Source organism: Streptomyces sp. NPDC056169 (assembly GCF_042268445.1).
Taxonomy (GTDB): Bacteria; Actinomycetota; Actinomycetes; order Streptomycetales; family Streptomycetaceae; genus Streptomyces.
This window is the reverse complement of the sequence record NZ_JBHJUO010000018.1, coordinates 199822-222505: the sequence shown is the minus strand read 5'-3', so window position 1 is coordinate 222505 and position 22684 is coordinate 199822. Positions and strand designations below refer to the sequence as shown.

23 protein-coding genes are annotated in these 22684 nt (G+C 73.2%); 9 read left to right on the top strand and 14 right to left on the bottom strand.

The window, feature by feature from the left end; translation table 11 throughout:
• Positions 1 to 5 precede the first annotated feature (5 nt).
• The 5 genes from ACFC0G_RS29110 to ACFC0G_RS29090 are packed head-to-tail and all read right to left on the bottom strand — an operon-like array spanning position 6 to position 4730.
• A complete protein-coding gene (locus tag ACFC0G_RS29110) occupies positions 6 to 1310 on the bottom strand; it encodes a methyltransferase domain-containing protein (protein ID WP_376408531.1) in 1305 nt (434 codons plus the stop codon).
• Positions 1307 to 2185 (bottom strand): iron-containing redox enzyme family protein, encoded by an 879-nt coding sequence (locus ACFC0G_RS29105; protein ID WP_376408528.1) that lies wholly within the window; start codon positions 2183 to 2185, stop codon positions 1307 to 1309. Before ACFC0G_RS29105 ends, ACFC0G_RS29110 begins: the two co-directional genes overlap by 4 nt.
• Positions 2182 to 2979 (bottom strand): dihydrodipicolinate synthase family protein, encoded by a 798-nt coding sequence (locus tag ACFC0G_RS29100; RefSeq protein WP_376408526.1) that lies wholly within the window; start codon positions 2977 to 2979, stop codon positions 2182 to 2184. Before ACFC0G_RS29100 ends, ACFC0G_RS29105 begins: the two co-directional genes overlap by 4 nt.
• 1 nt (position 2980) lies before the next feature.
• Positions 2981 to 3556 carry a DUF6190 family protein gene (locus ACFC0G_RS29095; protein WP_376408523.1) on the bottom strand — a complete coding sequence of 192 codons (576 nt, stop codon included), beginning with the start codon at positions 3554 to 3556 and terminating at the stop codon, positions 2981 to 2983.
• Positions 3546 to 4730 (bottom strand): aminotransferase class I/II-fold pyridoxal phosphate-dependent enzyme, encoded by a 1185-nt coding sequence (locus ACFC0G_RS29090; protein ID WP_376408520.1) that lies wholly within the window; start codon positions 4728 to 4730, stop codon positions 3546 to 3548. Before ACFC0G_RS29090 ends, ACFC0G_RS29095 begins: the two co-directional genes overlap by 11 nt.
• A gap of 422 nt (positions 4731 to 5152) precedes the next feature.
• Between ACFC0G_RS29090 and ACFC0G_RS29085 the strand changes: the two genes are divergently transcribed.
• Positions 5153 to 5764 carry a TetR/AcrR family transcriptional regulator gene (locus ACFC0G_RS29085; RefSeq protein WP_376408517.1) on the top strand — a complete coding sequence of 204 codons (612 nt, stop codon included), beginning with the start codon at positions 5153 to 5155 and terminating at the stop codon, positions 5762 to 5764.
• Between the two features lie 86 nt (positions 5765 to 5850).
• On the opposite strand, the gene ACFC0G_RS29080 is transcribed toward ACFC0G_RS29085, so the two are convergent.
• Positions 5851 to 6420 carry a YceI family protein gene (locus tag ACFC0G_RS29080; protein ID WP_376408514.1) on the bottom strand — a complete coding sequence of 190 codons (570 nt, stop codon included), beginning with the start codon at positions 6418 to 6420 and terminating at the stop codon, positions 5851 to 5853.
• Positions 6421 to 6439: 19 nt separating this feature from the next.
• On the bottom strand, positions 6440 to 6769 hold the full coding sequence (locus ACFC0G_RS29075; protein ID WP_024754989.1) for a rhodanese-like domain-containing protein: 330 nt from the start codon (positions 6767 to 6769) through the stop codon (positions 6440 to 6442).
• An 88-nt stretch (positions 6770 to 6857) separates the two neighbouring features.
• On the opposite strand from ACFC0G_RS29075, the gene ACFC0G_RS29070 reads away from it, so the two are divergent.
• Positions 6858 to 7319, top strand: coding sequence for a MarR family winged helix-turn-helix transcriptional regulator (locus ACFC0G_RS29070; RefSeq protein ID WP_376408511.1), 462 nt, complete (start codon positions 6858 to 6860; stop codon positions 7317 to 7319).
• 357 nt (positions 7320 to 7676) lie between these two features.
• Here the strand turns inward: ACFC0G_RS29070 and ACFC0G_RS29065 are convergent, their stop codons facing one another.
• Both ACFC0G_RS29065 and ACFC0G_RS29060 read right to left on the bottom strand, forming a co-directional pair.
• A complete protein-coding gene (locus ACFC0G_RS29065; RefSeq protein WP_376408508.1) occupies positions 7677 to 8420 on the bottom strand; it encodes a LuxR C-terminal-related transcriptional regulator in 744 nt (247 codons plus the stop codon).
• A 31-nt stretch (positions 8421 to 8451) separates the two neighbouring features.
• Complete coding sequence (locus ACFC0G_RS29060; RefSeq protein ID WP_376408506.1) at positions 8452 to 10164, bottom strand: amidohydrolase; 1713 nt, start codon at positions 10162 to 10164, stop codon at positions 8452 to 8454.
• A 351-nt stretch (positions 10165 to 10515) separates the two neighbouring features.
• Between ACFC0G_RS29060 and ACFC0G_RS29055 the strand changes: the two genes are divergently transcribed.
• From ACFC0G_RS29055 to ACFC0G_RS29045, 3 genes are all read left to right on the top strand, one after another.
• Positions 10516 to 12231, top strand: a complete 1716-nt coding sequence (locus tag ACFC0G_RS29055; RefSeq protein WP_376408504.1) for an RICIN domain-containing protein — start codon at positions 10516 to 10518, stop codon at positions 12229 to 12231.
• Positions 12232 to 12407: 176 nt separating this feature from the next.
• Complete coding sequence (locus ACFC0G_RS29050; RefSeq protein ID WP_376408502.1) at positions 12408 to 12761, top strand: DUF3040 domain-containing protein; 354 nt, start codon at positions 12408 to 12410, stop codon at positions 12759 to 12761.
• A 129-nt stretch (positions 12762 to 12890) separates the two neighbouring features.
• Positions 12891 to 13955, top strand: coding sequence for an NAD-dependent epimerase/dehydratase family protein (locus ACFC0G_RS29045; protein WP_376408499.1), 1065 nt, complete (start codon positions 12891 to 12893; stop codon positions 13953 to 13955).
• Positions 13956 to 14030: 75 nt separating this feature from the next.
• Here the strand turns inward: ACFC0G_RS29045 and ACFC0G_RS29040 are convergent, their stop codons facing one another.
• Positions 14031 to 15143, bottom strand: coding sequence for a sensor histidine kinase (locus ACFC0G_RS29040; protein WP_376408496.1), 1113 nt, complete (start codon positions 15141 to 15143; stop codon positions 14031 to 14033).
• Positions 15144 to 15205: 62 nt separating this feature from the next.
• Positions 15206 to 15937, bottom strand: a complete 732-nt coding sequence (locus ACFC0G_RS29035; protein WP_376408494.1) for a response regulator transcription factor — start codon at positions 15935 to 15937, stop codon at positions 15206 to 15208.
• Between the two features lie 116 nt (positions 15938 to 16053).
• Between ACFC0G_RS29035 and ACFC0G_RS29030 the strand changes: the two genes are divergently transcribed.
• From ACFC0G_RS29030 to ACFC0G_RS29020, 3 genes are read left to right on the top strand one after another with little or no spacing between them, the layout of a single operon-like run.
• Positions 16054 to 16749, top strand: coding sequence for a glycosyltransferase family 2 protein (locus ACFC0G_RS29030; RefSeq protein ID WP_376408491.1), 696 nt, complete (start codon positions 16054 to 16056; stop codon positions 16747 to 16749).
• Entirely contained in the window at positions 16746 to 17438 is a 693-nt protein-coding gene (locus tag ACFC0G_RS29025; protein WP_376408488.1) for a DUF2064 domain-containing protein, read from the top strand. Before ACFC0G_RS29030 ends, ACFC0G_RS29025 begins: the two co-directional genes overlap by 4 nt.
• Positions 17435 to 18097 (top strand): class I SAM-dependent methyltransferase, encoded by a 663-nt coding sequence (locus tag ACFC0G_RS29020; protein WP_376408486.1) that lies wholly within the window; start codon positions 17435 to 17437, stop codon positions 18095 to 18097. The genes ACFC0G_RS29025 and ACFC0G_RS29020 overlap by 4 nt, the downstream gene beginning before the upstream one ends.
• Here ACFC0G_RS29020 and ACFC0G_RS29015 read toward each other — a convergent pair.
• A complete protein-coding gene (locus tag ACFC0G_RS29015; protein WP_376408483.1) occupies positions 18073 to 18492 on the bottom strand; it encodes a hypothetical protein in 420 nt (139 codons plus the stop codon). The two genes, ACFC0G_RS29020 and ACFC0G_RS29015, sit on opposite strands and share 25 nt — an antisense overlap.
• Positions 18489 to 19688, bottom strand: coding sequence for a molybdopterin-dependent oxidoreductase (locus tag ACFC0G_RS29010; RefSeq protein ID WP_376408480.1), 1200 nt, complete (start codon positions 19686 to 19688; stop codon positions 18489 to 18491). The genes ACFC0G_RS29015 and ACFC0G_RS29010 overlap by 4 nt, the downstream gene beginning before the upstream one ends.
• A 113-nt stretch (positions 19689 to 19801) precedes the next feature.
• Here ACFC0G_RS29010 and ACFC0G_RS29005 point away from each other — a divergent pair, with 113 nt between their 5' ends.
• On the top strand, positions 19802 to 21187 hold the full coding sequence (locus tag ACFC0G_RS29005) for a glycosyltransferase 87 family protein (RefSeq protein ID WP_376408477.1): 1386 nt from the start codon (positions 19802 to 19804) through the stop codon (positions 21185 to 21187).
• A gap of 73 nt (positions 21188 to 21260) precedes the next feature.
• On the opposite strand, the gene ACFC0G_RS29000 is transcribed toward ACFC0G_RS29005, so the two are convergent.
• Positions 21261 to 22595, bottom strand: coding sequence for a diacylglycerol/lipid kinase family protein (locus ACFC0G_RS29000; RefSeq protein ID WP_376408475.1), 1335 nt, complete (start codon positions 22593 to 22595; stop codon positions 21261 to 21263).
• Positions 22596 to 22684 lie beyond the last annotated feature (89 nt).

Sequence of the window (22684 nt, the reverse complement as noted above, 5' to 3'; positions counted from 1 at the left end):
GCTGATCAGTCGGCGGCGGGGCCGGTTCTGTGGGCGAACCGGTCCACCACCCGGGAGCCGGAGAGGACCTGCCCCTCCCAGCTGTAGGTCTGCCCGAAGGGGTTGCCGTCCCGGCCGCCCCGGCGGCTGAACGTCAGCGCGATCCGGTCGCCGCGCCGCACCCGTACCGGCCGCTCGACCGGCAGGTAGCAGTGCTTCCAGCTGTCGGACGTGGTGCGCCCCTCGATGTCGTCCCCGGAGATGTCGAGGGCGACGGAGTCCGAGAGCTCGGCGACGAAGTAGCCCTTGAAGCCGGTGAACACCCCGCCCCGCTGGACCGTGTACGCCAGCGGCACCCGGTACGAGGTCTCGGTGCCCGTCTCCGGGGTCCCCATCGGCGCGTAGCGCCGGATCAGCCGGGGCGAGGCGAGGTGGCCGGTGATCGGCAGGACGGTGTCGTAGTACAGGGAGAAGGGGTCCGCCGCGCCCCGGGCGGCGAGCAGGGCCGCGAAGGCCTCCGGCCCGCCCGCGTCCCGCGGCCCCTCTGCGGTCAGCTGCGCGTGGGCGGACTCGGCGGTCACCGGGACCAGGAAGCTGTCCACCAGGCTCGGCAGCATCACGCCCCCGGGCCTCAGGAATCGCTCCCGGGCGTCGTCGAGGATCGCGGAGAAGTTCTCGTTGTCGGCGAGGTTCCCCATGATCTCGGAGATGACGATGTCCACCCGCTCCGGCAGCTCCAGGTCGAAGGAGAGCCCGGACAGCGGGACGAAGCGGTCGGCGTAGCCCGCCTCGGCGAGCCGCTCGGTCGCCGTGGCGAGCACCTTCTCGTTGAGGTCGATCCCGTACACCCGGGCCGCCCCGGCCTCCAGGGCCCACCGGGCCAGGATGCCGGTGCCGGTGCCGAGGTCGAGGACGACGTCCCCGGGGCGTACGGCCTCGGTGATCGCGGTTCTGAACGCGGCCATCCGGAGATCGTCCCCGAGCATCAGCTCGTGGAACTCCTCGCCCCATTCGAGGAGTTGCTCGGAGGCAGGGAGCCAGACCTGCTCGGCTCCGTAGTAGCCGGGCCAGATCCCCGACCGGTACACGGTCAGCGGGTCGTCGCCGGGACCGCGGACCGGACAGCCGGTCGTGAGGTCGAAGCTGCTGTGGTGGAGCGGACAACTGATGCGCAGGGTGCCTTCGTTCACGTGACCGTGGACGAGCCGGCCCTTGCGGTGCGGACAGGAGGCGTCGATCACGAACTCCTGGCCGGCGGCGCGGACGCGCAGCCGGTCGCCGGGGAGTTCCCTGAGGGACGGCGGCTCGGCGGCCGGATCGCGGCCCGTCATGCCGCCGCCCGGTCGGTGAGCTCCCGGGACCGCGCCACGGCGGCGTCGAAGGCGCCGCCGATCAGCCGGGAGAGCAGCCGGGCCCCGGTCCACAGGCGGGCCGGGTCGAGGCCGTACGCCGCCTCGCACTCCTTGATGGCCAGCTGCATCTCCTGCATGTGGAAGGTGTCGATGTGCAGGTGCTCGGTGTAGTAGCGGCCCTGCCGGATGCCGAGCCGCTCGCAGGCCCGGGCCTGGTGGGTGAACGCGTCCGGGATGGACGCCTCCAGGTACGCGAGGGCGCCCAGGAAGTACTCGACGTGCGGGGCGCGCTGCGTGAGCCAGTAGAAGACGTTGAGGAACTGGAAGGTCTCGTCGCCGGTGGTGTCGAGGAAGCCCTCGGGTTCCTGCGGCAGGCCCAGCTCGGCCAGGAGCAGCCGGTAGAGCTGGGAGTGTGCCTGCTGGAGGTTGCCGCAGCCGAACTCGTCGATGAGGACCCGCATCACGGCCATCTGGGCCTTGATCGGGAGCCGGGGGACGGCCGGGAAGAAGTTCTGCGCCTCGGTGAGCCCGTCGAGCGCGAACTCCCTTACGACGAAGGTGAATTCCTCCCGGGTGGCGTGCTCGGCGAGGTACTCGGCGGACGGGCTGCCCGTCCGCTCCTCCGCGAGCAGGCCGTCGAGGAGTCGCTGCCAGGCGGCCCGGTCGGGGACCGGTTCGCCGGTGGAGTCGAGGGAGTCCACGAGCGGGAGGATCCAGTCCCGCTCGATCTCCTCGACGCGGGCGAGCAGGCGGGAGTCGAGGAGCCCGCGGTTGTGCCGGAACAGCTCGCGGTGCGCCGACTCCGCGCCGGCGGTGCGGGGGGAGGTCTGGGCGTTGTCCGTTGCCGTGCTCACGACGTGGCCTCCCCGGTGTTCACGGTCCTGTCGGTCTCCAGTACCCCGCTGCGGTACAGCGCGGCCTTGACCCAGCGGTACCAGTCGTCCTTCTCCAGGCCGTAGCGCGTGCAGGCGTCGGCGAGGGTCTCTTCCGCATGCGCCAGCCGGCCGGCGAACAGGTCGGCGCACAGGGCCGGTTCGACGTTGGCGAGTGCCACCACGTATCCGTCGACGGGGCCGGAGTCGAGCAGGAGGTGTTCGAGGCCGGCGAGGACGCGGGCGCCTGGCCGGGCCTCGACGAGGCGCCGGGTGAAGGCGGCGCTGCCCGAGGAGTCCTTGACGCCGACGACCGAGGGGATCTCGCAGATCCGCAGCAGCGTGTCGAAGTCGGCGGCGTTCCCGGAGACTTCGGTGCCGTGGTAGACGATCACGGGTAGGCCGCTGTGCTCGGCGAGGTCCGCGAAGTGGCGGTAGATCTCGCCCTGGGTGACGCCGGTGCCGTACGGGCTGGTCGCGACGAGCCCGTGGGCGCCGAGGTCGGCGGCCACGCGGGCCCGTTCGACGACCTGTTCCGTGGTGGGCCGCAGGACGCCCGCGAGGACGGGCAGTCCGCCTGCGTGCCGCACCGTGGCCCCGAGCATCGCCTCCCACTGGTGGTCCGTGAGCCACCGGCCCTCGCCGGTGCTGAGGTTGGGCAGCAGGCCGTCGACGTGGGGGCGGAGGGTGTCGAGCAGTCGGGCGACCCCGCTCTCGGAGACCTCGCCGGTCTCGGAGAGGGGCGTCACCAGGGCCGTGATCACTCCCTGGTTCATCTCAGACTCCCTCGGGTGCGGCGCCGTGCCCGAGGGGCAGGCGCAGGGCGAGCGATTCCTGGTAGAGCCGCTCCAGCGGCTCGGGGAAGGACGGCTCCGGCGCTCCGGCGGGCCAGGCGGCCACGGCGCGGACGGGCAGCCCCTCGAAGGCGGACTCCCTGGGGGCGACGGTGTGCAGCAGTCCCTTGCGGTTGATCACCTGGCCGAGCAGCATCCGGTCGATGAAGGGGAGTCGCTGCGGGGTGTCGGAGTCGGAGAGGGCCAGGTGGACGTCCGCCCGGTCGTATCCCTCCCGGCTGATGTCCATGACCGTGTGGAGGTGGTCCATGAACGGGTAGTAGAGGTCCTGGAGTTCGCGCGAGTAGCCCCAGATCACGTCGTCGCAGCGGCCGACCTGTTCCAGGCTCATCACGACGCGCCCTTCGAGGTGGCGTACGAAGAAGGCCTTGGCGGCGATGCGCAGGCCGTCGTCGGCGCTGTGCATGCCGAGGAAGAGCGCCGCGTCGATGAAGTCGTCCCGGGCGGCCTCACAGGCCGGGTCCTCCGCGCCTTCGGCGCCGGTGCGGTCAGTGGGCATGACGGTCCAGCACCTCCCGCAGCCGCTTCATGGCGCCGGCGAACATCTGCGGCTCGCGCGCGAGGGCCATGCGGACGAAGGGCTCGCCGCGGCCCGGCTGACTCCAGTAGAAGAACCGCCCGGGCAGGACGTACACGCCCACCTCCCGCAGCTCCCGCTGGAGTTCCGTCGCGGTCAGGTCGGGGTGCTGGATCCTGGCCCAGGCCACGCTGGTCTTCGCGACCGGCTCCTGGTATTCGAGGATCGTGCCCCGGAGGGCCTCCCTGACGGCCGCCCGGTTGACGTCGAGGACGTCGCGGATCGAGGCCAGGCTGTCCGCCTCGGAGTTCTCCACGTACTGGGTCAGCATGTTGAGCACGAACGGCGAGACGTTCAGGAGCACGCTGGTGTGGAGGTTGTACACCTCCTCCTTGATGTCGTCGCTGGCCGTGAGCATGGCCGCCTTCGCGTCCTGCACCGGCCAGGTCTTGCCGGTGTCCTCGATGGCCAGATACCGCACCCCGGACTCTTCGAGCAGTTCGTAGACGTCGAACCGCGCGAGCTCGGGGTCGTAGAGGGTGAAGGAGGCGAAGCAGAAGTCGATGACGAGCAGCTTGTTGTGGTCCTTGCAGAACCGGACGACCTCCTCGAAGCCCTTGCGCCCGTGCTGCATCAGGCTGAACCCCGTGGGGTTGTTGGGGTCGACGAGGAAGAGCGCGTCGGTGCGGACCCGGCGCTTGAGCTCGGCGTAGATCCGGTCGGGGTCGTGCAGTGCCGACTCCTCGACGGGGTACAGCGGGACGCCCATGTTCGACAGGACGTCGTGGAGGTTGTCGAAGCAGGGCTCGACGAGGGTCACGGCCATGCGCTGCTGCTTGAGGTACATCGCCACGACCATGGTGGAGATGGAGGCGGCGTACGACAGCAGGGTCTTCTTCTTGGCGAGCGCGGTGGGCTGGCGGTGGAGGCGGAAGAACGCCTCCATGAACCGCTGCTCGTAGGTGGCCTGGAGCCCCTCTTCCGCCTCGTACCACAGCTCGGGCAGCCGGGCCACGATCTTGTGCTGGGCGGCGGACTGGCGCTGGTGGGTGTGGGCGTCGGCGAGGTTGAACTCGGTGAGCAGGGCCTGGATCTCGTGCTGCGTGAGGTCGAGGAGTTCCTGGCTGCTCATGGTCGTGCCGGCGTGCGCGGTCATGGTTCCTCCATGCGTACGGCATACGGGTGAGCGCGTGCGGGAACGTGCCGGCGTGGCGCGGGGCGCCACGGTTCTGCTCGTGCGCCGGGGGGCTGCTGCCGCGAGCCGCGGCCCCAGGGCACACGGAGGACCGTCACAGACGGACGGTGGGGGAACTGCCGCTACGGGCAGGGGCCGAGGCGCTCATCGACGGCTGCGATGCAATATCGGAAACCGGTTCCAGACATGTATCTCCCCCGTAAACGGACTGCGGTCCGATTGGGGGCGACTCTGCCACATGCGGCGGCGGCGGGACAAGCGATCCGGAGCCGGGCGGGTCGCGACCACTCAGCGGCCGCCCGGGGGCTCCTGGCCGTAAACTGCGCAGACGCCACCCGGCCCCCACCGGGACCCCCACGGAGCGTGAACCGAGAGGCCCCCAGGTGCAGCACGCGTCGCCGGACAGCTGTCCCCTTGCCGTCCCCGAGGCGGCACCGGAGCGGTCGGACGCCGCGCGCAACCGGCTGCGCATCCTGGCCGCGGCCCGGACGCTGTTCGACCTCCACGGGGTCGAGAGCGTGTCCATGGACCGCATCGCGGCCGAGGCGGGCGTGGGCAAGGGCACGCTGTTCCGCAGGTTCGGCAGCAAGGCGGGGCTCGCCGCCGCGCTGCTCGACACCCAGGACAGCCGGCTTCAGGAGCGCATCCTCTTCGGACCGCCGCCGCTGGGGCCCGACGCCCCGGCCGCCGATCGCGTCGTGGCGTTCTTCGACGCGTACCTGGACCTCCTGGACGACAACCTGGAGCTGCTGAGGCTCTCCGAGACGGCCGCGCCGGGCGCCCGCTACCGGATAGGGTCGTACGGCTTCTGGCGCGTCCACCTGGCGCTGATGCTCCGCGAGGCCTGCCCGGATCTCGACGCCGACTGCACGGCCCACCTGCTGCTCGCGCCCCTGGACTCCGATCTCCAGCACGCCCTGCGACAGGGGCAGTTCAGCCCCGAACGCATCCGGAACTCGCTGCTCACCCTGGTGAGACGCGTCATCGACCGCTGACGCGGCCTCCCGCCCCGACACGTCAGGGCACGACGAAGGCGCCCCGGTGCGGGGGTACCACCGCACCGAGGCCCCTCACCGAGCGGTCAGCTCTCCCGGATCGCCTCGAAGTCGAGGGACAGCTCGATCTCCTTGGAGACGAGGATGCCGCCGGTCTCCAGGACCATGTTCCAGGTCAGGCCCCAGTCCTCGCGGTTGACCTTGCCGTGGGCGGAGAAGACCGTACGGTCGTTGCCCCACGGGTCGCGCGCGTAGCCGAGGTAGTCCACCGCGAGCGTCACCGGGCGGGTGACGTCCTTGATGGTCAGGTCGCCGACGAGCGTGCCGGCCTTGCCGTCCCACGTCACCGAGGTGGAGACGAAGGTGGCCTTGGGGTACTTCTCCACGTCGAAGAGGTCCGCGGAACGCAGGTGCTCGTCGCGCGTGGCGTCACCGCTCTCGACGCTGGCCACGTCGATGACCGCGGTGACCTTGCTGTCCTCGGGACGCTCGCCGATGACGAGAGTGGCGTCGACTCCGGTGAAACGCCCGCGGACCTTGGTCAGCATGAAGTGTCGCCCGACGAAGCCGACCTCGGTGTGACCCGGGTCGACCTTCCACGAGCCGGCGGCGGGCAGCTCCACGCCGTCGACGGTACGAGTGGGTGCGGTGGTCATGATCCGTACGCTCCTTCGGTCAGGCGACGGACTCGGTCGGCAGGCCCGCCTCGACCCAGTCGTCCTTGCCCTCGTAGTACTCGAACACGTTGGTGTAGCCCAGCTCGACCAGGCGGTCGGCCGCGATGCCCGAGTTCGGGCAGGGGCTGTTGGCGCAGTAGACGGCGATCTCCGCGTCCTTGTTCGGAAGCAGGGTCGGCGCGAGCGCGTCCACCTGGTCGTGCGGCAGGTTGAGCGCTCCGGGCAGGTGCTTGTCGTTGTAGTACTGCGCCGGCAGCGCCTCGAGCACCGTCACCAGGTTCTCGTCGATCTTCTTCTTCAGCTCGTCACGCGAGATCCGCTGAGCCATGGGTGGCCTCCCTCAATCATGAAATAGTCCGTGCGTCTGCACACACTCTAATAGTCCGTGCGTGCGCACACAAGCTATACTTCTCGTCATGGTCATGAGAGAAGGTGAGTACCGGGTCGAGGCATGGCGGGCCCTGCTGCTGGCCCACAACGCCGCCGTACGCGCCATCGAGAGCGATGTGCAGCGCGACGGCCGTGTCCCGCTCACCTGGTACGACGTACTCCTGGAGCTCCGCGGGGCCGGCGAGCAGGGCCTGCGCATGCAGGAGGTCGCCGAGCGCGTGGTGCTCAGCAGGACCCGGGTGAGCCGCCTCGTCGACGAGATGGCCCGCTCAGGCCTGGTGAGCAAGCAGCCCGACGCCACGGACAAGCGCGTGACGTGGGCGGTCATCACCGACGAGGGCAGGTCGGCCCTGCGCGCGACCGCGCCCGCCTACATGCGCGGCATCCGGGAGCACTTCGGCCGGTACCTCACGGACGAGGAGGCCACCGTGATCACGACGGCACTCCTGCGCGTTGCGCACTCGGGCGACGACATCCAGCTGGGCTGAGACCGGAGCGGCCACGTCCCGCCGGGGCTCCGCGAGGGGGCCTGCCCACTCCAGGGAGCCGAGCGCCGGTTCTGTGCTGGGGCATGACGAGCCGCACGTTCCTCAGGCGCGCCTCGGCGTTCGTGTGCGCGGCCCTGGCCACGAGCCGCCCACTGCCCGCCGCCTTCCAGGACTCGGGGCCCGGTGGTGCGGGGTAGGGCCTGGCCTGCGCACGGTCGGCGGTCAGGGCCGGCAACTTCCGGGCGATGCCGGGGCGTTCGTCGAGGAGGGCGCCGAACCCCCGACCACCCCTTCGGGCCGCACACGACCGGACGATCAGCCGGGAGGTCAGCTCGTCCCCCGCTCCGCGGGCTCGCGTCAGCGCGGGGGTTCGATTCCCCAGGCGGCGGCCCGGGCGGCGGCGGCCGCGCGGTTGGGGAGGTCGAGCTTGGCGAGGATGTGCTCGATGTGGGTACCCACGGTGCGCGGGGTGATGTACAGCCGTTCGGCGATCTCCCGGTTGGTGCGGCCGACGGTCAGCTCGGCGAGCACCTGGAGCTCCCGCGGCGAGAGCCCGCCCGGCCGCCGCGCGCCCCCGCGATCGTCGACGGCCGCGTCGACGGTCGCGGCGAGGGCCTCGGTGAGCAGGGTGACCACGGCGCGTGCCGGGTCGGGGGTGCGCCGTCGCCCCCGGGTGCTGACGTTCAGCATGCCGACGTACCGGCCGTCGGCGGCGAAGAGGCACTGGGCCACACCGCCGTCGATCCCGAGGGGACTCAGTACGTCCTGGAAGCCCGGCGACGCCGCGAGGAGGTGCCGGGGGACGTCCCCGAGCCAGAGCCCGCCCCGGTCCGGGCCGCGGAGCACGGGGAACACCGGGTCGTGGTGGAGGCGGGTCTCGATGTAGGCCGTGACGTCGTCGGGGTAGCTCCCGGCGAGGGTGGTGTGGCACCGGCGCCGGGGATCCCAGCGGGCCAGCGAGGCGTGGTCGTACGCCATCACCTCGGAGAGCGCCGCCAGGACCGTGTCGACGCCGGCCGCCCCGCTCGTGGCGCTCCTGGCGGCCTCACGGACGTGGACGGCCGCGTCCAGGATGTCCGCCGTGCTCCGCTCCGCTGCCATCCCCCCAGGATGATCACGTGCCCGGAATACGTCAATCGCGCAGCGTGTCGTGCACGACGCGCCCGTCCATGACGGTGAGGACGACGGGCATGTCCGGGATGTCGTGGGGGTCGGCGGTGAGCAGGTCCCCGTCGAGCACGCACAGGTCGGCGGCCTTGCCCGGCTCCAGGGAGCCCTTCCAGTCGTCGGCGAAGTCCTGCCAGGCCGCGTCGATCGTGTACGTACGGATCGCCTCGGCCAGGCCGATCCGCTGCTCGGGACCGCTGACCCGGCCGGTGGCCTTCGACTCGCGCAGCATCATGGTGGCGACGCCCTGGCGCCAGTCCGGGTGCGTGACGGGGGCGTCGGACCCGCTGGCGACGCGTACGCCGGCGTCGAGGGCGTCGCGGTAGGGCCAGGCGTACGCGGCGCGTCCGGTGCCGACGAACTCCTCCTCCATGTCGGCGACGGTCCACTTGATGGTGGGGTTCATGTTGACGCCGAAGTCGTGGGCGGCGAGGAGCTTCATGCTGTGCGCGGTGAGGAAGTCGCCGTGGATGACGTAGTGGCGGGCGTCGGCCCGCGGGTGTTCGGTCACGGCCGCGGCGAAGGCCTCCGCGACGGTGTCGCCGGCCCGGTCGCCGGTGACGTGGACGCCCAGCTGGTACCCGGCGGCGTGGGCGTGCCGGATCATGGCGTCGATCTCGGCGATCCGGTCGGCGTCGGTCTCGCCGCCGACGCAGAGGGAGCCGCAGCCGCCGCCGACGTACGGCTCGTGCATCCAGGCCGTCTTGTTGGGGACGATGCCGTCGCCGAAGATCTTGACGCCGTGGATCGCGAGGCGGCGCGGATCGGTGTCGCCGGTGTCCGCGGGGGCGCCGAGGGCGGTGAGGGTGTGGGCGAACTCCTCGGCGGTGCTCGCCATGCCGGTGGGCAGGAGGAGGACGCCGACGCGGGCGGTCAGTTCGCCGTCGGCGAGGAGCCGCCGGTAGACGTCGAGGGTCTCCCCGCCGAGCGCTCCGCGCATGATGCCGTCGCCGCCGGGGCCGAGCCCGGGCTCGGTGTAGCTGGTCACGCCGAGCCGGGCGAGCGTGGCGAGGGTCGACCTGATCGCGTCGGTCCGCTCCTGCCGGCCGAGCGGGGGCAGCGCGTTCTGGACGAGGGCCTGGGCGCCCTCGTGGAGCAGCCCGGTCGGTTCCCCCGCCTCGTCCACGACGATGGCCCCGCCGGGAGGCGCGACGGTGTGCCGGTCGATGCCGATGAGCTCCAGCGCCTTGGAGTTGACCCAGGTGGCGTGGCCGGAGAAGGAGTACAGGACGACGGGGTGGTCCGGGCTCACCCGGTCGAGGTCGTGCAGCGAGGGCTGCCGCGACGGGTCGGCGACGCACTCGTCGAGGTAGCCCGTGTCCCAGCCGTGCCCGGTGATCCACTGCCCGGCCGGTACCCGCCCGACGGCCTCCCGCACCACGCCGGCCACGTCCGCGAGGGAGGACACGGCGGGGTGGGCGACGTCGAGGGAGAGCGGCGGCGTCGCCATGCCGAAGGCGCATCCGTGCAGATGGGAGTCGTTGATCCCGGGAAGCAGCGTCGCCCCCCGCAGGTCGACGACGCGGGTGGCGGGTCCGACGAACGGCGCCACGTCGTCCTGTCCGCCGACGGCGCTGATGATCCCGCCGGTCACCGCCAAGGCCGAGGCGACGGAGAAGTCCGCGTCGACCGTGACCACCCGTCCACCGAGAAACACCAGGTCCGCATACGTATCCACAGAAGGTCCCTTCGAAGAACCGGGCGCACCCGGGCGCCCGCAAACGATCTCCCGAGGACTATGGCCGCGCCCGCGCGCCCGGCACATCGGTCATCCCACCGATACGCGCCGATGCGGAGCGATGTGCGGCCGTGCAGGCCGCGGCAGGCCGATGCACGCACTCCATGCATGGCGAATGCGGAGAGGAGGCGCGCCCGCGGAGCCCCGCACGGCCGATCCGCCAACGGCCGCGCCGCGCCCTTGGAGGTACCGCCGGGTATCCGCCGCGAACCCTGGAAAGACCCTGTGACCTGCGTGAAGACCCCGTGAAGAAGATGATCATGACAAGCCCGCGGTGCTTAGCCTGCCCGAATGAAACTTACGTTCGGACGAAGAAACCGCCTCGCCCAGCTCGCGCTCGGCGCGGCCGTGGCCGCCTCCGTCCTGCTCCCCGCGCAGCCCGCCCAGGCCGCCTCGGGCCTGGACCCGTTCACCGCGAACTTCAAGCTGACCCGCGTGGACGGCGACAAGACAGGACTCATCGACTCCGCCGAGGCCGCCGGAGTCGCCAAGGCGTCCGTCACCGACGTCCTGGGCACCCGTACGGGACGACCGGGGCTGTGTCACGCCACCGGACTGAACGGCGCCCTCAAGCCCGACGGGTTCTGCTGGGACGACGAGGACGACCGGTCCAACTACGCGGACGGCGGCGGTGGCTGGATGCCGCAGGGCTTCGCGGGTTCGCATGCCGCCACCGCCGACGGACTGTATGCGGGCCGCTCCCTCACCGCCACCGCCTGGTACCACGGCACGTGGGTCAAGGACCGGACCCCGGAGACCGTCGAGGACTACGCGCGGGTCACGATCACGGAGTCGACCGGCGGCCAGGTCAAGTACGGGCACATCGCGCTGGTGGAGCCGGTCAGCGGCAACTTCAAGCCCCTTGAGTACACCTCGCACTCGGACGGCGTCGCCTGGTACGGCAACCGGCTGTTCGTCGCCAACGGTGCGGAGCTCCAGGTCTTCGACCTGACCCGCATGTGGCGCATGAACGACACCACGAGCTCCTTCACCCGCCTGAACACGGGCAAGACCTCCGCCCGGTTCCACCTCTGGGCCATGCCGCTCGTCGCCCGCTACAGCACCATCAGCACCGCCGCGGTCGACAACCCCTCCACGGCCTGGGTCAACAACAGCCCCCGTGCCTGCGGTCCGGGCGTCAACCAGGAGCTGTGCCTGAGCAGCCTGAGCGTCGACCGTTCCGGCACGACGCCGGCCCTGGTCTCGGTGGAGAACCGGAGCGGCGCGGGTGCCCGCATCGTCCGCTGGCCCCTGTCGGCCCTCGGCACCGGCCTTCCCACCACGGTGGCCTCGGAGACCACGGGCTACACCTCTCCCGTGTGGGGCATCCAGGGCACGGCCACGGACGGCACCAACTACTACATGAGCGGCACCTGCCCGACCTACTGGCCGGGCGGCACCGAGCTCTACTCCTGCATCCACGTGGCCAAGCCCGGCGAGGCGCCGCACGTCCTCACCCAGGCGCCGCAGCTGACCCAGGGCCTCTCCTGGGACCCCCTCGCCAAGCGGCTCTGGGGCGCCAACGAGGCACTGGTGGACTCCAGCGGACCGCGCAGGGTCGTCTTCAACATCGAGCCCGACGCCGGCAAGCCCGTCGACGGCTGGAGCTGGCTCACCAACTACCACCAGGCGGGCTCCGTCTGCGCGACGCCCCAGGGCAACGGCACCGCCAACGGCACCCCGATCACGGTGTGGACCTGCACGGGAGCGGACGCCCAGCGCTGGAAGTACGAGAACGGCCTGATCGTCCACAAGGCGAGCGGCAAGTGCATCACCCCCGAGGCGAACGGCGCGAACACCAACGGCGCGCTGCTGACCCTGTGGACGTGCAACCCCTCCAGCGACGTCCAGCGGTTCTCCCCGTCGGCCGACGGCAGTGCCGTCAACGCCTACGGCAAGGCCATCACGCCGAAGGGCAACTCCTTCGGCAACGGCGTCTGGCTGACCCTGTGGACCCAGGGCAGCCCCACTCCTGAGGTCCAGGACTGGGTGGTGAAGGGCTTCTAGCCCCGCGCCGGGGCTTCCGAGCCCCCGCACCCGCTCCCCGGACACCGACGAGGGGCCGGCCCGCACCCGGGCCGGCCCTTCTGTGATCACCGGGCAAGGCGCGCAGACTGGGAGGAGGAGGGACGTCCCCCGTACGGGTTCGTCCGCTTGCTCCGGTCGGCACCAGGGCGGTCACCATGAGCTATTCCACCGATGACCAGCGGATTCTCGACGCGATCGAGCGCCGCCTCACTCACGACGACCCCGCCCTCGCCACCCGGATCGACGCGCTGAACAAGCAGTTCCCGCACGTGCCCCCCGTACCCCACACCCCCCGCGGACCCGAGGTGCCCGAGGCCTCCGCGGGCGGCGGCCGGACCTCGAAACGCAGTCCACGGGTCGTGGCGGCAGCGGTACTGGCCGTCATCGCCCTGCTTGCCCTGATACTCACCGTCATGCTGGGCAGCCGCACGACTCCCCCGGCGGGATCCGACGGAGGACCCGCCGCGCACTCGTCCCTCTCGGTCTACGACGGCCGCCCGCTCCTTTAGCCGGACCGTCGGACGGTCCGGCCAAAGGAACGGGTGGCCGGATACGCGCAGATCCGGCCCCATGACGGAAGTCTTACGTCCCGGCGCGTGCCGCCCCGCGGCGGGGCAGCGGTCCGTAGCGTGCTCGGCATGCGTGTACTCGTCACCGGAGGAGCCGGTTTCATCGGCTCGCACATCGTCACGGCGCTGGCAAGGGCGGGCCACGAGCCGGTCGTCCTGGACGCGCTGCTGCCCAGCGCCCACCCGTCCCTGCCCGAGCCGCCGAACGCGGAGTTCCTCCGTACGGACGTCCGGGACGCCGCCGGGGTCCGGGAGGCGCTGCGCGGTGTGGACGCGGTCTGCCACCAGGCCGCCATGGTCGGTCTCGGCAAGGACTTCGCCGACGCCCCCGCGTACGTGAGCTGCAACGACCTGGGCACGGCCGTCCTCCTCGCCGCCATGGCGGAGACCGGGGTGCGGCGGCTCGTCCTCGCGGGATCGATGGTCGTGTACGGCGAGGGCCGGTACGAGTGCCCCCGCCACGGCCCGGTCAGGCCCGCGGCCCGCCGCCCCGAGGACCTGGCGGCGGCGCGCTTCGAGCCGTACTGCCCCGACTGCGGGTGCGCCCTGCGCCCCGGGCTGGTCGGCGAGGACGCACCGGCCGACCCCCGGAACGTGTACGCCACGACGAAGCTCGCCCAGGAGCACCTGGCCGCCGCCTGGGCCCGGACCGTCGGGGGAACGGCCGTGTCCCTGCGCTATCACAACGTGTACGGCCCGGGGATGCCCCGGGACACGCCCTACGCGGGCGTCGCCTCCTTCTTCCGCTCCGCGCTCGCCCGCGGCGAGGCGCCCCGCGTCTTCGAGGACGGCGGCCAGCGCCGGGACTTCGTCCACGTACAGGACGTGGCGGCGGCCAACGTACTCACGCTGGAGGCCACCGCGGAGCTGCCCGTCGGCGCCCTCACCCCGTACAACACCGGCAGCGGGGACCCCCACACCGTGGGAGAGATGGCGACGGCGCTGGCCCTGGCGCACGGCGGCCCGGAGCCGGTGGTGACCGGGGAGTTCCGGCTCGGCGACGTACGGCACATCACGGCCGACTCGTCGCGGCTGCGGCGGGAGCTCGGCTGGCGTCCCGAGGTCGGCTTCGGCGAGGGGATGACGGAGTTCGCCCGCGCCGGACAACGGGCCTCGGCGGCCGTGGTCCGGTAGCCGTCGCCGCTCGGCTCGACGGCACCGTCCGGTGGCCGTTGCCGCTCGGCTCGGCGTCCCGTACGGGAGTTGTTCTCAGCCCGCCGCGGCGGGCAGCGTGACCTCGAAGCGGCAGCCACCCGGCACGTTGCGCACGGCGGCGCGGCCCGCGTGGGCCTCGACGATGCCCCGGACGATGGCGAGGCCCAGGCCGGCGCCGGCGGGCGGGGTACGGGCCTCGGTGCCGCGCCAGCCGGTGTCGAAGACGCGGGGCAGGTCCTCGTCGGAGATGCCGCCGCAGCCGTCGGTGACGGACACGACGACGACACCGTCCCGGCGTTCGGCGGCCACCGCCACGGTGCCGTCGGCGGGGGTGTGACGAATGGCGTTGACCAGGAGGTTGGCGAGCACGCGGGTCATCTCCTTGCCGTCCACGTCGACGGGAACGGCGTCGACCTCCTCCCCCACCAGCCGGACCCCGTGAGCGCGGGCGAGCGGATCGGCGCCGCTCAGCGCGTCGCCGACCAGGTCGTACACGGACATGCGGCTGGGGCTGAGGATCAGCGCGCCGGCGTGGATGCGGGAGAGCTCGAAGAGGTCGGCGACCATGGTGGTGAGGCGTTCGACCTCGGTACGGATCTGGCGGTGGTAGCGGGCGGGGTCCGCGGCGATGCCGTCCTCCAAGGCCTCCGCCATGGCCCGCAGCCCGGCGAGCGGGGTGCGCAGGTCGTGGGAGATCCAGGCGACGAGCTCCCGGCGGGACGCCTCCAGGGAACGCTCACGGCGGCGGGAGGCATCGAGCTTGGCGCTGGTGGCGGCCAGTTCCCGGGTGAGCGCGGCGAGTTCGGCGGTGGCCGCCCCGTCGGGCGCCGAGAAGCTGCCCCCGTCGCCGAACGCGCGCGTGGCGCGGGCGAGCGCACGGCTGCGGGCGACGACCCACCGGCCCAGGACGAGGGCGGTGCCCAGGGACACCAGGGCGGCCATCGCGACGACGACGGTCACCACCCACAGGTCGTGCGGGGAGAGGAACATGGCACGGGCGACGGCAAGCGTTCCGGCGAGCATGGCCGTGACGGTCACGGCGGCGACGACCGTCAGCGAGACCGCGACCGAGCGGTGGCGCACGAGGCGGAGCACGAGCGCCCCGGCCAGCCCGGCGCAGACGGCTCCCGCGAGGGCGAACGCGGCGATGAGCAGGACGTCCTTCATGGCGTGACGTCCTTCATCCCGTGGTGTCCTTCATGGCGTTGCGCCCTTTACCGTCGCGTCCTTCATGGCGTGGCGCCGTTCGCGGATTCCGGTTCGAAGCGGTAGCCGACGCCCCACACCGTCTGGATCAGGGTCGGCCGGGCCGGGTCGTCCTCGATCTTGGCGCGGAGGCGGCGGACGTGGACCGTGACGGTGGAGAGGTCTCCGAAGTCCCAGCCCCACACCTGTCGCATCAGCGCCTCCCGGCTGTGCGCCGCGCCCGGGTGCTCCATGAAGTACGCCAGGAGGTCGAACTCGCGCAGGGTGAGGGCGAGTTCGCCGCCCGCCCTGACGGCCCTGCGGGTCCCGGGGTCGACGGCCAGGTCGCCGGCGCGCAGCGCGCCCCTTGGCGCGGTCGTCGCCGCCGCGCGGCCTCGACGGAGGACGGACTCGACGCGCAGGACGAGCTCGCGCGGGCTGAACGGCTTCGTGACGTAGTCGTCCGCGCCCACTTCGAGCCCCGTGATCCGGTCCTCCTCGTCACCGCGTGCCGTCAGCATGATCACCGGTACGGGCCCGGCGGCCCGCAGCCGCCTGCACACCTCCAGACCGTCGAGGCCCGGCAGCATCAGATCGAGCACGACGAGGTCGGGCCGTCGCTCGCCGCTGCGCCGCACGGCGTCGAAGCCGTCGGCCGCGTGCTCGACGGCGAAGCCCGCCCTTTCCAGGTATCCGGTGACGACCTCGGCGACCGTCGGGTCGTCGTCCACCACCAGGATCCGGCCCCCGTTCCCGGCGGCGCTGCGCTCGCTCATGCCGTACAGCCTCGCATCCGCACCGCGCGGCAGGCACGGCCGGCCGGGCGGACGTCGTACGGCGTCCGCGTTTCGTAAGGACTTTCACCGCCCCGAACCGCCCCGTGATTCCTACGGTGAGAGCCGTGACCTCCCTGAACGTAGATGTCGTCCTTCCCTGTCTCGACGAGGCCGAGGCCCTGCCCTGGGTCCTGGCGCGCATCCCCTCCGGATGGCGGGCGATCGTCGTCGACAACGGCTCCTCCGACGGCTCGGCCGCCATCGCGGCCGGCCTCGGTGCCACCGTCGTGCACGAGCCCCGGCGCGGCTTCGGCGCCGCCTGCCATGCCGGACTGGCGGCCGCCGACGCCGAGTTCGTCTGCTTCTGCGACTGCGACGCGTCCCTGGACCCCGGCCTGCTCCCCGGACTCCTGCGCACGGTGTCCGAGGGCTCCGCGGATCTCGTCCTGGGCCGCCGCCGCCCGACCGGTCGAGGTGTCTGGCCGGTACGGGCCCGGGCCGGGAACCTGGCGCTGTCCCGGCTGCTGCGCAGACGGACGGGGCTGCGGCTGCGCGATCTCGGACCGATGCGAGTGGCCCGCCGCGAGGCGCTGCTGTCCCTTGAGCTGTCGGACCGGCGCAGCGGCTACCCGCTCCAGATGGTCGTCCGGGCGGCGGACGCGGGCTGGCGGGTGCGCGAGGTCGACGTGCCGTACCTCCCCCGGACGGGCCGGTCCAAGGTCACCGGCACCTGGAAGGGCACGTGGCAGGCCGTGCACGACATGCGCCGGGTGCTCGACGAGCCGGCGACGAGCGGCGGTGGCCGCCCGTGACCACGCTCCTCGTCATCGCCAAACAGCCGCTCCCCGGGCGGGTCAAGACCCGCCTCACGCCGCCGTTCACCCCCGAGGAGGCCGCTTCCCTCGCCGAGGCGGCCCTCGCCGACACCCTGGCCGCCGCCGCGCGCGTCCCGGCGGAGCGGCACGTGCTGGTACTCGACGGGGAGCCCGGGCCCTGGCTCCCGTCGGGCTTCGAGGTCCTCCCCCAGGTGGCGGGGGGACTCGACGTACGGCTCGCCGCCGCGTTCGCCGCCTGTACGGGGCCGGCCCTGCTCATCGGCATGGACACCCCTCAGGTGACACCGGACGTCCTCGCTCCCGCGCTGTGCTGGGAGGCGCACGACGCCTGGTTCGGCCCGGCCGTGGACGGCGGCTTCTGGGCCCTCGGCCTCGCCTCCCCGTCACCCGCCCTCCTGCTCGGCGTCCCCATGTCGGCGCCCGACACCGGCGCCGTCCAGTACCGGCGGCTGCGCGCGGCCGGGCTGCGCATCGGCGGCCTGCCCGTCCTCCGGGACGTGGACACCGCCGAGGACGCGCGCCTCGTGGCCGCCGAGTCGCCCGGCACCCGCTTCGCCGCCCGGCACTCCGCGCTGACCGCAACGACGGCCGGAGCGAACAAGGTGACCACGACGACGGCGGAAGCGAACAAGCTGACCGCGACGACGGCGGGAGCCGGCGCGTGACCGCGACGACGGCCTGGCGCGCCGACCCGTACGCCGACGCCCTGCGCACCGGGCGGGGCCCGCTGTTCCTGCGCCGTGACGACGGTTGGCTGCTGCCGCTGGAGGTCGAGCGCTGGTGCGAGGCGCCCGACCGGGCCGACCTGTCCGTCCTGGACCGCTGCCCCGGCACCGTCCTCGACATCGGCTGCGGTCCGGGGCGGCTCGTCGCCGCCCTCGCCGCCGAAGGGCGCCGCGCTCTGGGCATCGACGTGAGTCCGGACGCGGTCGCCCGTACCCTCCGGCTCGGCGGTACGGCCCTGTGCCGCTCCGTCTTCGACCCCCTGCCCGGCGAGGGGCGTTGGGACACGGCCCTCCTGATCGACGGCAACATCGGGATCGGCGGTGATCCCGCCGCGCTGCTGCGCCGACTGCGCCGGAGCGTGTCCCTCGCCGGCCAGGTCATCGCCGAATGCGCGCCCGCGGACGTCGACGAGCGCTGCGAGGTACGGGTCGACGACGGCCGGGGCGGGCGGGGCGAGCCGTTCCCGTGGGCCCGGGTCGGGATGCGCGCGCTGGGTGCCCACGCGGCCGCCGCGGGCTGGACGGTGTCCGAGCGGTGGGACCTGCTCGGCCGTCACTTCGCGGCCCTCACCCGTCAGTCGTCCTCCGCGCTCGGCTGAGGACGGGCCCGCCACCGCCTCAGGAGCATCCCCGCCGCCGTCGCCGCGGCCACCGCGGCGAGGACGATCGCGAGGTTCCGCGCGTACGGCAGCGGAAGGGCGGAGGGGTTGGGCGGGTCGCCGGGCCGCATCAGCAGCGGCAGGGTGATCAGCACCAGGCTCCCCGCCACGATCAGCGCCCCGCGCAGCACGCCCCGGTCGGGGCGCCCGACGAGCAGCAGCCCCGCGGCGAGGACCAGCGGCGCGAGGATCCCGTCGTGCAGGACCAGCGCCCCGGCGAGCCACACCAGGACGCCCGCCGGGTCGGGCTCGGCCGCCACGAGCCACGCGCCGACGCCGATGAGGGCGACGCCGACGGCACCGGCCGCGTACCGCACCACGTCCGTCGTCCTCACAGCACCTCCAGGCGGTGGACCCACTTGGTCTGGAGCACCCCGGGCCGGTCGGGTGCGATGATCCGGGCCGGGAAGCCGTGGTCGAGCGAGAGGGCCTGCCCGTTGAGGGCGAGGGCGACGAGGGTGAGCGGATCCTCCACGTACCCCGCGCCCATCTCCATGACCCGGTAGGCGCCGCTCACCTCCAGGGAGGTGACCCGTACGGCGTCCCGGCCCGGCCGTCCGCCCGCCGCCTCCACGAGATCCCGCACGCGTACCCCTTCCCAGTGGGCGTCGACGCTCCAGCCCTCGACGCAGGCGATCGGCAGCCGGACCCGTCGCTGCGGCAGCCCGCGCAGTTGCTCCAGGGTGAGCGCGTACGGGCGGGGTCCGGTGACCTGGAGCCGCCAGGCCCGCAGTCCCCGCTCCGAGACGCCGGCTGCGGCGGCGGTCCTGTTCACCGGCAGCCCTTGCGGGCCGTGGTCCGGGTGCCGGGGGGCGAGCAGGTCGACGCGCTTGAGCGGGGTGAAGGACTGGCCCACCGTCGTCAGCGTGACGAGGCCGACCGCGGCGCCCGTGCCGAGGAGGAGGGAGCGGCGGTCGACGGCGTCCTCGGCGGGCAGGGCGAGCGTCCCTTCCGAGCGCCTTCCCCAGTGCGCCCTGATCTCGGGCGCCTTGACCGCAATGTGCAGCAGGATCGAGCCCGTGGCGATCCACGCCACGGCGAAGTGCACCGGTACGAAGGAGAACGGCCACGGATACCACTCGGCGATGTTGAGCAGCCCGGTGAACACCTGGAACAGGGCGGAGGCCACCAGGACCGCGACGGACAGCCGCTCCAGCGCGTGCCGCACGGACCGCACCGGCGGCCAGACGAAGAGCCGTGGGTACACCGCCCACAGTTTGACCAGGAGCAGCACGATCGCCGCGAGACCGGTGGCGACGTGCAGCCCCTGCGTGAGCCGGTAGCCCCACACGGGCCGGGTGGGCAGGTGGTCGGCGAGCCGGTCCGGCGGGTGTTGCAGGTAGTGGCTGACGATGCCGGTCACGAAGCAGACGGCGAAGGCGGCACCGAGCCAGCGGCCGACCGAGGTCGCCGTTCTCGCGTCGTGCAGACGGCCGGTGAAGGCGGGCGGCCGGACGGCGGGCAGCCGGAGGGCCGGCAGCCGGAGGGCGGGCAGCACGGAACGCGGGAGCTTGGGCATACGGGAGGTCATGCCGTCCATGACACCGCCGCGAGCGGTCGCGCGGGCTGTCCGACACCTTACGAAACACGAACGCCCCGACGGGTCGGCACCCGGTCCTGGGACTCCGGTGCCAGGCTGCGCCCATGATCGCCCGTGCCCGCCCGCTCGTCGTCACCGCGCTCCTCCTCACGGCCCTGACCGCCGCGCTGGTCCTCCTGCTCCGCGGGGACACGCCCGGGGCCCGTTTCCTGGCCGGGTACGCGGGCTGCTGGGCCCTGTTCGCCGCGGCCGCGGTCGCCCTGCGCCGCGTCCCGGCCCGGGCGGTCGTCCCCCTGGTCCTCGCGGGAGCGGTCGCCGTCACCGCCACGGGCCTGGTCGCCGCACCGCGTACGAGCACGGACTCCTACCGGTACGCGTGGGACGGCAGGGTGCAGGCGGCCGGGATCTCGCCGTACGACCACGCACCCGCCGACCCGGCACTGGCGGAGCTGCGCGACTCCTGGCTCTTCCCCGGGCCGGCCGTCTGCGCGCACGACCTCGACGTCTCCCCGCTGCCGGACGGCGGATGCACGCGGATCAACCGGCCCACCGTGCACACGATCTACCCGCCGGCCGCCGAGGGCTGGTTCTTCCTGGTGCACGTCCTGTCCCCGGCCGACGCCCGGCACAAGGCGTTCCAGAGCGGCGCCGCCGTCCTGTCCCTCGCGGTGACCGGCCTGCTGGTCGTCGTCCTGCGCCGCCGGGGCGATCCCCGGCGGGCGGCCCTCTGGGCCTGGTGCCCGGCCGTCCCCGTGGAGGCCGTCGACAACGCCCATGTCGACGTCCTCGCCGTCCTGTTCTCGGTCGCCGCCCTCGCCGTCGTCGCCCGCCGCCGCGCCGCCGGCGGCGTCCTCCTCGGTCTCGCCGTCGCGGCGAAACTGCTGCCCGTGGTCCTGTTGCCGGGCGCGCTGTCCGGCCTGCGGAGGCCGCGGACGGCCCTGACGGTGCTGGTGCCGACGGTGGTGACCGTCCTGCTGCTGTACCTGCCGTACGTCCTGCTGTCCGACGCCTCCGTCCTCGGCTACCTGGGCGGATACGCCCGGGAGGAGGGGTACGACGACGCCTCCACGGGCGGTCGGTACGCCCTGCTCAGGCTCGTCCTCCCGGACGCGTGGGCCCCGCCGGCCCTGGTGCTCGCACTGGCGGCGGTCGCCGTGGCCGTGTGGTGGTACGGCGATCCCGAACGGCCCTGGAGCGGGGCCCTGGTGACCACCGGATCGGCCTTCCTGCTCCTCACCCCCGGCTACTCCTGGTACGCCCTGCTGGTCGTCGCCCTGGTCGCCCTGGACGGCCGGTGGGAGTGGCTGGGTGTCGCCCTCGCGGGGGCGGTCGCCTACCTCGCGGGCCCCTTGGTGGGCTACGGATCGGCGACCGTCGCGTACGGGGCGGCGGCAGCGGCGGTGGGTGTCGGGGCGGCGCTCCGGCGGAGGCCCGCTGCGGCGCCGAGCTCTCCTCGGCCGTGGCCGTGGCGGGCGCCCTCGGGTTCCTGACGGCGCTCTCACGCACTCCATCCGGGAAGCCGCGCGGGACTCCGCCCGGGAGGCCGCGCGGGCCGGTGGGAGTTCACCCGGTGCGGCCGAACGCGAGGTCGAGGATCCGTCGCCACCGCACCGGCGGCGTGGGGAGGGCGACGCCCGGGCGGTCGCGCGGCACCAGGACCCGCAGCGCGCCCGCGCGCAGCGTGCAGACGACCGGGGTGGGCAGCCGCAGCGCCTCGCCGTCGACCGCCACGGGGATCTCGGCCGCGTCGGCGGTCACCTCGACGCGGGGTGCGGTCGTGACGGTGAGTCCGGTGGACTGCGAGCCCCGCACCGCCAGGTCGGCGGCCTGCGCGGCGTCCTCCACCCGGATCCCGATCACGCCCAGCTCGCCGCTGTCGAGCCGGGGCCGGCGGCCGCCGCCGCTGAACTCGTCGGGTGAGACGTACGGGTTGTTGCTGACGAGGAGGGCCTGCTGGGAGGAGAGGGAGGTGTCGTCGGCCCGCACGTCGAGCCGCTGCACCCCTTCGCCGAGCAGCAGGTCCGGCATGAGGGTCAGCGCCGTGCCCGCCTTGGCGTCGCGGTACTCGGGCCGTTGCACGACGTCGGCGTACACCCCGAAGGAGACGGTGTTGACGAAGGCCCGGCCGGCGACGTCGCCGAGGTCGACCCGGAGCTCCTCGCCGTCGGTCAGCGCGTCGAGACAGCGCGAGGGGTCGGTGCGGTCGAGGCCCAGGTCCATGGCGAAGTGGTTGCGGGTGCCGGCGGAGACCACGAGGAACGGCAGGTCGTGCTCGGCGGCGACCGCCGCGACGAGCGCCTGGGTGCCGTCGCCGCCCGCGACTCCGAGCAGGTCCGCGCCCTCGGCCACGGCCCCGCGGGCCAGCCCGGCGACGTCGGCGGGGGCGGACGGGTCGAGCAGGATCACCCGCGCGCCGAGCTCCTCCGCCCGCTCGACGAGACCGAAGCGGCCGACCTTCCCGCCCCCGGACTTCGGGTTCATGATCAGGACCGGTCGCCTCGGCCGGGCCGCGGCGACCGTCCGCACCGACCGCTCCGGCCGTGACCTGCGCAGCGCCGCGCGGGCGCAGGCCAGCGCCACACCCCAGCACAGGGCCAGGACCAGGGCCGTCAGCCACAGTCCGTCGTACGCGAACAGCACCAGGACGCCGACGGGTGCCGCGACCGCGAGGACCGCGCCGAGCAGCCGTACCGCGCCGCGGTGCGCCACGAACCACCACACGCCGACGGCGCAGAGGACGACGCCGAGGAGTCCGGCTCCGATGACCTCGAGACCGCCCTCCCCCACCGCGAGCACGAGCGCGACCAGCGAACCGATCGCCGCGAGCACCGCCAGACGTGCGAGGAGTCGCGCCGCCCCACCCCCGGCGGAGCCGCCCGTCACACGTGTTCCGCCCATGGGGTCCTCTCCCTGCCGTGTCGGCGACGAGCCGGTCCGGAGGCACCAGCCTGCCCACTACCGGACCGGGGGGCATCCCGGCGGGGCCG

Excerpts from the sequence above, each read along its gene's own strand:
- ACFC0G_RS29110 (WP_376408531.1), bottom strand. The coding sequence starts at position 1,310 with ATGACGGGCCGCGATCCGGCCGCCGAGCCGCCGTCCCTCAGGGAACTC.
- ACFC0G_RS29100 (WP_376408526.1), bottom strand. The coding sequence starts at position 2,979 with ATGAACCAGGGAGTGATCACGGCCCTGGTGACGCCCCTCTCCGAGACC.
- ACFC0G_RS29095 (WP_376408523.1), bottom strand. The coding sequence starts at position 3,556 with ATGCCCACTGACCGCACCGGCGCCGAAGGCGCGGAGGACCCGGCCTGT.
- ACFC0G_RS29090 (WP_376408520.1), bottom strand. The coding sequence starts at position 4,730 with ATGACCGCGCACGCCGGCACGACCATGAGCAGCCAGGAACTCCTCGAC.
- ACFC0G_RS29080 (WP_376408514.1), bottom strand. The coding sequence starts at position 6,420 with ATGACCACCGCACCCACTCGTACCGTCGACGGCGTGGAGCTGCCCGCC.
- ACFC0G_RS29075 (WP_024754989.1), bottom strand. The coding sequence starts at position 6,769 with ATGGCTCAGCGGATCTCGCGTGACGAGCTGAAGAAGAAGATCGACGAG.
- ACFC0G_RS29070 (WP_376408511.1), top strand. The coding sequence starts at position 6,858 with ATGGTCATGAGAGAAGGTGAGTACCGGGTCGAGGCATGGCGGGCCCTG.
- ACFC0G_RS29065 (WP_376408508.1), bottom strand. The coding sequence starts at position 8,420 with ATGGCAGCGGAGCGGAGCACGGCGGACATCCTGGACGCGGCCGTCCAC.
- ACFC0G_RS29055 (WP_376408504.1), top strand. The coding sequence starts at position 10,516 with ATGAAACTTACGTTCGGACGAAGAAACCGCCTCGCCCAGCTCGCGCTC.
- ACFC0G_RS29050 (WP_376408502.1), top strand. The coding sequence starts at position 12,408 with ATGAGCTATTCCACCGATGACCAGCGGATTCTCGACGCGATCGAGCGC.
- ACFC0G_RS29045 (WP_376408499.1), top strand. The coding sequence starts at position 12,891 with ATGCGTGTACTCGTCACCGGAGGAGCCGGTTTCATCGGCTCGCACATC.
- ACFC0G_RS29040 (WP_376408496.1), bottom strand. The coding sequence starts at position 15,143 with ATGAAGGACGTCCTGCTCATCGCCGCGTTCGCCCTCGCGGGAGCCGTC.
- ACFC0G_RS29035 (WP_376408494.1), bottom strand. The coding sequence starts at position 15,937 with ATGAGCGAGCGCAGCGCCGCCGGGAACGGGGGCCGGATCCTGGTGGTG.
- ACFC0G_RS29010 (WP_376408480.1), bottom strand. The coding sequence starts at position 19,688 with ATGACCTCCCGTATGCCCAAGCTCCCGCGTTCCGTGCTGCCCGCCCTC.
- ACFC0G_RS29005 (WP_376408477.1), top strand. The coding sequence starts at position 19,802 with ATGATCGCCCGTGCCCGCCCGCTCGTCGTCACCGCGCTCCTCCTCACG.
- ACFC0G_RS29000 (WP_376408475.1), bottom strand. The coding sequence starts at position 22,595 with ATGGGCGGAACACGTGTGACGGGCGGCTCCGCCGGGGGTGGGGCGGCG.